6 protein-coding genes are annotated in these 6555 nt (G+C 62.9%); 4 read left to right on the top strand and 2 right to left on the bottom strand.

Features of this window, described 5'->3' with window-relative positions; translation table 11 throughout:
* The 4 genes from odhB to JYJ84_RS25110 form a co-directional block, all read left to right on the top strand.
* A partial coding sequence (odhB, locus tag JYJ84_RS25125) for a 2-oxoglutarate dehydrogenase complex dihydrolipoyllysine-residue succinyltransferase (RefSeq protein ID WP_205189577.1) occupies nt 1-842 on the top strand: 842 nt, incomplete at its 5' end.
* Between the two features lie 83 nt (nt 843-925).
* Nucleotides 926-2356, top strand: coding sequence for a dihydrolipoyl dehydrogenase (gene lpdA, locus JYJ84_RS25120; RefSeq protein ID WP_122945174.1), 1431 nt, complete (start codon nt 926-928; stop codon nt 2354-2356).
* Nucleotides 2357-2454: 98 nt separating this feature from the next.
* A complete protein-coding gene (gene zapE, locus JYJ84_RS25115; protein WP_089439955.1) occupies nt 2455-3552 on the top strand; it encodes a cell division protein ZapE in 1098 nt (365 codons plus the stop codon).
* 144 nt (nt 3553-3696) lie between these two features.
* Nucleotides 3697-4107 carry a transposase gene (locus JYJ84_RS25110; protein WP_122945175.1) on the top strand — a complete coding sequence of 137 codons (411 nt, stop codon included), beginning with the start codon at nt 3697-3699 and terminating at the stop codon, nt 4105-4107.
* 103 nt (nt 4108-4210) lie between these two features.
* Here JYJ84_RS25110 and JYJ84_RS25105 read toward each other — a convergent pair whose 3' ends face one another.
* Both JYJ84_RS25105 and JYJ84_RS25100 read right to left on the bottom strand, forming a co-directional pair.
* Nucleotides 4211-4672 (bottom strand): DUF2147 domain-containing protein, encoded by a 462-nt coding sequence (locus JYJ84_RS25105; protein WP_122945176.1) that lies wholly within the window; start codon nt 4670-4672, stop codon nt 4211-4213.
* A 166-nt stretch (nt 4673-4838) separates the two neighbouring features.
* Nucleotides 4839-6524, bottom strand: coding sequence for a ShlB/FhaC/HecB family hemolysin secretion/activation protein (locus JYJ84_RS25100; protein ID WP_122945177.1), 1686 nt, complete (start codon nt 6522-6524; stop codon nt 4839-4841).
* Between the last annotated feature and the right edge of the window lie 31 nt (nt 6525-6555).

Here is a 6555-nt window from a genome sequence, read left to right as displayed (position 1 = left end):
GCCGCGTCACGAAGGGCGACGCGCTGGCAGCAGGCAGCGCACCGAAGGCCGCTCCGGCAGCAGCACCGGCGAAGACCGCCGCTGCGAAGCCGTCGCTGCCGGACGTGAAGGTGCCGGCGTCGGCGACGACCTGGCTGAACGACCGTCCGGAGCAGCGCGTGCCGATGTCGCGCCTGCGTGCGCGTATCGCCGAGCGTCTGCTCGAATCGCAGCAGACCAACGCGATCCTGACGACGTTCAACGAAGTGAACATGGCCCCGGTCATGGAACTGCGCAACAAGTACAAGGACAAGTTCGAGAAGGAACATGGCGTGAAGCTCGGCTTCATGTCGTTCTTCGTGAAGGCGGCCGTGCACGCGCTGAAGAAGTTCCCGCTCGTGAACGCGTCGATCGACGGTAACGACATCGTCTACCACGGCTACTTCGACATCGGTATCGCTGTCGGCTCGCCGCGCGGCCTCGTCGTGCCGATCCTGCGCAACGCGGATCAACTGAGCCTTGCCGAGATCGAAAAGAAGATCGCCGAGTTCGGCCAGAAGGCGAAGGACGGCAAGCTGTCGATCGAGGAAATGACGGGCGGTACGTTCTCGATCTCGAACGGCGGCGTGTTCGGCTCGATGCTGTCGACCCCGATCATCAACCCGCCGCAGTCGGCAATCCTCGGCGTGCACGCGACGAAGGAGCGTCCGGTCGTCGAAAACGGCCAGATCGTGATCCGTCCGATCAACTACCTCGCGCTGTCGTACGACCACCGCATCATCGACGGCCGCGAAGCCGTGCTGTCGCTCGTCGCGATGAAGGATGCACTGGAAGATCCGGCACGCCTGCTGCTCGACCTGTAAGCCGAGTTTCACCGCATTGACCCGCTCCGCACGGGCGCGCGACACGCGCTGCCCGTGCGGTTGCACAAGAAGAAAGGATTGTCATGTCCAAGGAATTTGACGTCGTCGTGATCGGCGCCGGCCCCGGCGGCTACATCGCCGCGATCCGCGCCGCGCAGCTCGGCAAGACCGTTGCCTGTATCGAGAAGTGGAAGAACCCGGCCGGCGCGCTGAAGCTCGGCGGCACGTGCCTGAACGTCGGCTGCATCCCGTCGAAGGCGCTGCTCGCGTCGTCGGAAGAGTTCGAGAACACGTCGCACCACCTGGCCGACCACGGCATCACGGTCGACGGCGTGAAGATCGACGTCGCGAAGATGCTCGGCCGCAAGGACGCGATCGTCGAGAAGATGACGAGCGGGATCGAGTTCCTGTTCAAGAAGAACAAGATCACCTGGCTGAAGGGCCATGGCAAGTTCACCGGCAAGACCGACGCCGGCGTGCAGATCGAAGTGAGCGGCGAAGGCGAAGCCGAAGTCGTCACCGCGAAGAACGTGATCATCGCGACGGGCTCGAAGGCACGTCACCTGCCGGGTCTTCCGGTCGACAACAAGATCGTGTCGGACAACGAAGGTGCACTGACGTTCGACGTGGTGCCGAAGAAGCTCGCCGTGATCGGCGCGGGCGTGATCGGCCTCGAGCTCGGCTCGGTGTGGCGTCGCCTCGGTGCCGAAGTGACGGTGCTCGAAGCGCTGCCGGCGTTCCTCGGCGCAGCCGACGAAGCGCTCGCGAAGGAAGCGGCCAAGCTGTTCAAGAAGCAGGGCCTCGACATCCATCTCGGCGTGAAGATCGGCGAAGTGAAGACGACCGCGGACGGCGTGTCGATCGCCTACACGGACAAGGACGGCAACGCGCAGACGCTCGACGCCGACCGCCTGATCGTGTCGGTCGGCCGCGTGCCGAACACCGACAACCTCGGCCTCGAGGCAATCGGCCTGAAGGCGAACGAACGCGGCTTCATCGACGTGGACGACCACTGCCGCACGGCGGTGCCGAACGTGTACGCGATCGGTGACGTGGTGCGCGGCCCGATGCTCGCGCACAAGGCGGAAGACGAAGGCGTGCTGGTCGCGGAAGTGATCGACGGCCAGAAGCCGCACATCGACTACAACTGCATTCCGTGGGTGATCTACACGTACCCGGAAATCGCATGGGTCGGCAAGACGGAGCAGCAGCTGAAGGCGGAAGGCCGCGAGATCAAGTCGGGCAAGTTCCCGTTCTCGATCAACGGCCGCGCGCTCGGCATGAACGCGCCGGACGGTTTCGTGAAGATGATCGCGGATGCGAAGACCGACGAACTGCTCGGCGTGCACGTGATCGCTGCGAACGCGTCGGACCTGATCGCGGAAGCCGTGGTCGCGATGGAGTTCAAGGCGGCGTCGGAAGACATCGCCCGCATCTGCCATCCGCACCCGTCGATGTCGGAAGTGATGCGCGAAGCGGCGCTCGCCGTCGACAAGCGCTCGCTGAACAGCTGAGCGCGGTATAGCGCCGGCCGGCCAACGGCCGGCGCAGCCGTCTCATGACGAAGGCGGGCGGGGTTTCCCGTCCGCCTTCGTTTTTTCCGGTTTGCCCGATGAACGTCACCGAATACTACACGCGCGAACTGACCACGCGCGGCTATCAGTCCGATCCCGCGCAGCGCGCGGCCGTCGATCGCCTGCAACAATGCTTCGACGAGTGGGTCGAGTACAAGGCGCGCCGCTCGAACGCGTTCAAGAAGCTCATCAATCATCCTGACCTCCCGCGCGGCGTCTACATGTGGGGCGGCGTCGGTCGTGGCAAGAGCTTCCTGATGGACAGCTTCTACGCGGTCGTGCCCGTGCAGCGCAAGACGCGCCTGCATTTCCACGAATTCATGCGCGAAGTGCACCGCGAGCTCGAGGAACTGAAAGGGCAGGCCGATCCGCTCGACGAACTCGCCCGGCGTATTGCGAAGCGCTACCGGCTGATCTGCTTCGACGAGTTCCACGTGTCGGACATTGCCGATGCGATGATCCTGTATCGTCTGCTCGACCGCCTGTTCAACAATGGCGTGCAGTTCGTGATGACGTCCAACTACGATCCCGATGACCTGTATCCGGACGGCCTGCATCGCGACCGCATGCTGCCGGCGATCGCGCTGATCAAGTCCAAGCTCGACGTGCTCAACGTCGATGCGGGTGTCGATTATCGCCAGCGCACGCTCGCGCAGGTGAAGATGTATCACACGCCGCTCGGCGCGGACGCCGATCGCGAATTGCGGCATGCGTTCCAGAAGCTCGCTGCCGTTCCCGACGAAAGCCCGCTCCTGCATATCGAGAAGCGCGAGCTGAAGGCGCTGCGCAAGGCGGACGGCGTCGTATGGTTCGACTTCGCGACGCTGTGCGGCGGCCCGCGCTCGCAGAACGACTATCTCGAACTCGCAAGCCGCTTCCACGCGATCGTGCTGTCCGAGGTGCCGCAGATGTCGCCGCGGATGGCGTCGGAGGCGCGCCGCTTCACGTGGCTCATCGACGTGCTGTACGACCACAAGGTCAAGCTGCTGATGTCCGCGGCGGTGCCGGCGGAGCAGTTGTACATCGAAGGCCCGATGGCCAACGAGTTTGCACGGACGGTGTCGCGAATCGTCGAGATGCAGTCGAAGGAATATATCGAAACGCCGCGCCGCATCGTCGATACGTCGCTGACCTGAGTGTGATTGTCGGGAATTGGCGGGATTCAAACGTCAATTCCGGTCAAATTAGGGCGATCTCAGGGTATTTTCCGATTTGTCTTATATTCATCGTTGAGGTGAGTCGATATCGTTGTGTCATGGTTACCAAGGCTGGAGATATCCATGACACCGTATCGCGATTTGACCGACCACGAGTGGCGCTGTGTCGCGCCGCTTCTGCCCGAAATGCAGCCGCGCACCGAGTTGCGCGGCCGGCCATTGGCCAATACGCGTGCCGTCCTGAACGGCGTGCTCTGGGTGATCTACAGCGGCGCAACGTGGTCGGCCATGCCGCGCCGTTACCCGTCGTATCAAACTTGCCATCGACGCTTCAAGGTCTGGCACGAGACGGGTACGTTGATGAGTGTCATGCGTGAACTCTATGGCGACGCAGGCGTGAATCTGTGCAACGAATTGTCCGCGCGGATGCGCAAGCACACGCAATCGAAGGCGGCGGAAGCACGCAGCAATGTGGCGCCCGCGTATCGCGCACCTGGCAGTTATGTGTCGGACACGCTCAAGCATGCAGCGTGATATCCGTCAGTTCGAGCTACACCCGCACCAAAAGAAAATCGGCCTGGCGACATCGTCGCAGGCCGATTTTTTCATTGAGCCGCGCGTTTAAGCGCGAGTCGCATTATTGCTGGCGAACCCAGGTCTGCGAACGACCGAGCAGCGACACGCCGATGTAACCGCGCACGACGAGTTTCTGGCCGCCGTCTTCAAGCGTCATCTTGCACTTGTAGACCTTGCCGTTCTCCGGGTCGAGAATGTTGCCGCCGTCCCAGTGGTCGCCTTCCTTCTTCATTGCCTTGATGATCGTCATGCCCTTGATGAGCTGATCCTTGCGCTCGTCCGTGCAGGCGGTGCAGCGGCGATCCGGCGTATCGTTCGCGCCGAGGCCCTTGACGACCTTGCCGGTCAGCGCACCGTCGCCGTCTTCGGCGATCTGCACGAGTGCTTTCGGCTGATGGGTGCTGTCGTCGATCGTCTGCCACATGCCGATGGGGTTGTCAGCTTGTGCGAAGGTGGGGGCGGCGCAAGCGAGCAGTGCGCCGGCGACGGCGATTGCACGCAACGGGCGGGTCAGTTGAATCATTGTCGTCCTCCTTGTTTTGCATGTCGTGTTCGATTTGCCCGCACAACCGTCTGCATGGGGCGGGCATGTTGCGAGCTTCGCCAGAATACGTGAAACCGCGCGCCACGTTTGATAGAGGGGGCTCTAATCGAAACAGCCCGCGTGGCGCGGGCTGTCTGGTGACCGATCAGTTGAGCTGATACGAGAATGCGGCGTTGATGCGCGGGCTGCGCGATGCGCTTTCGACGGGCGCGTCTCCCACCGGCTTCGCGACGTTCAGGTCGAGGCTGTAGAAGCGGCTGTCCGAGAAACGCACACCGATGCCGACCGACGACATGCGGTTCGGTGACGGCGTGCCGGCATGCAGGTACACGCGCGCCATGTCGTAGGCGATGTATGGCGTAACGGATTTCATATACGTCCAGCCCGGCGTGAAGCCGCGGTTGACCTCCAGCGACATCCCCCATCCCGAGTCACCCGACGCTTCGCCGGGCTGATAGCCGAGCGCGTAGCGCGTCGAGCCGAACGAGATCTGCTCGGACGTCGGCAGCGAGTCGGGGCTGTATTGCCCGGTCAACGAGACCGACGTACCGATCCGGAACGGCCATTCGTTGGTTTGCGTGAAGGTCGCGCCGGTGCGGACGAAGGTCAGTGATGTCGGGTCGGCGTACGTAATCGTCGAGCCGTTCGCCTGGGCGACCTGCGATTTCGACGCGCCGAGAATGTCGAACGCCTTGGCGACGTTGACGCTCAACTTTCGCACCTGTTTCGGCTGGACGTTCGTGTAGTCGAGCTGCAGTTGCAGCACGCGAACCTGCGACCGGTTGTTGAGCGTCGCGCCATTGATCTGGTTCTGGTAATTGTCCTCGTTGTGTGCCGCGTAGCCCGACACCGTGCCGAGCAGGCTGCGCTGGTTGTTCAGCAGTATCGGATAGGATGCCGAAAGACCAAGCTTCTCGTTCTTGACCGTACGCTGCACGTATGACGGCAACCCCGGATTGTCGGTCGGCTTGCCGCGATAGGTGCTCGCATCGAGGCGCGTGATCAGGCCGCTGCTGCCGACGGGTAGTGCACCGCTGAATGCGAAGTAAGTCTGCTTGTCGCGCCCCGGCGGCGCCAGCGCGGAAATGCTCAGTTGCTCGCCGAACGACGTGAGGCCGTTTTCGGTCGCGGTGATGAGACCCTGGACGCCCGGGTGGTTGAAGTCGATGCCGGTGCTGACGTTGAACGGCTTGCGGTCGACCGCGAGTTCGAGCGTCGTGGCACCGTCGGTGGTTTGAGGCGGCGGTACGTTCGCCTTTACCGTGAGGCCGGGCAACAGGCCGAACGTGTTCACGTAGCGTTCGAACGTCGCGCGGCGCAGCGGGCGATCGGCCGTGATATGCGCGGCGATCGCACGAATCTTCGATGCCATCGCACCGGGCTTGCCGGTGACCTTGACGTCCGACACATAGCCTTCGACAACCGTGATGCGCACGACGCCGTTCTCGAACGTCTGCGCGGGAATGAACGCGAACGACAGCGCGTAACCGCGATCCTGGTACAGCTTGGTCACGCCGTTGGCGGTTTCGATCAATTCGCCGATCGTGATGTCCTTGCCGACGAGAGGGGTGAAGCGACGCGAGATTTCCTCGAACGGCACGGACTTCACGCCTTCGACCTGGAACGTCGTCGGTGTCAGGTGGCGCGATAGCAACTCCTGCAACTGCGGTGCCCGCGGTGCGACCTGCACGGTTACGTTCGGGCCGCTTTTCGGCGCGTTGATCTGGGGGAGGGAGTCGAGCGGGTTACCCCCGACGCGCGTTTGTGCATGTGCCGTGCCGGCTGCCGCGATGGCGAGCAGCATCATCCATCTGTCGAGTCTGGATTTCATTGTTCTTCCTCGTAGGCCTTGCTTTTCGTCT

The organism is Burkholderia sp. LMG 13014 (genome assembly GCF_905232215.1).
GTDB lineage: Bacteria > Pseudomonadota > Gammaproteobacteria > Burkholderiales > Burkholderiaceae > Burkholderia.
The sequence above is the reverse complement of the archived record's forward strand: the minus strand, read 5'-3'. Positions and strand labels throughout refer to the sequence as shown.

Coding starts and splice junctions, on each gene's coding strand:
- lpdA (WP_122945174.1), top strand. CDS start 926: ATGTCCAAGGAATTTGACGTCGTCGTGATCGGCGCCGGCCCCGGCGGC.
- zapE (WP_089439955.1), top strand. CDS start 2,455: ATGAACGTCACCGAATACTACACGCGCGAACTGACCACGCGCGGCTAT.
- JYJ84_RS25110 (WP_122945175.1), top strand. CDS start 3,697: ATGACACCGTATCGCGATTTGACCGACCACGAGTGGCGCTGTGTCGCG.
- JYJ84_RS25105 (WP_122945176.1), bottom strand. CDS start 4,672: ATGATTCAACTGACCCGCCCGTTGCGTGCAATCGCCGTCGCCGGCGCA.
- JYJ84_RS25100 (WP_122945177.1), bottom strand. CDS start 6,524: ATGAAATCCAGACTCGACAGATGGATGATGCTGCTCGCCATCGCGGCA.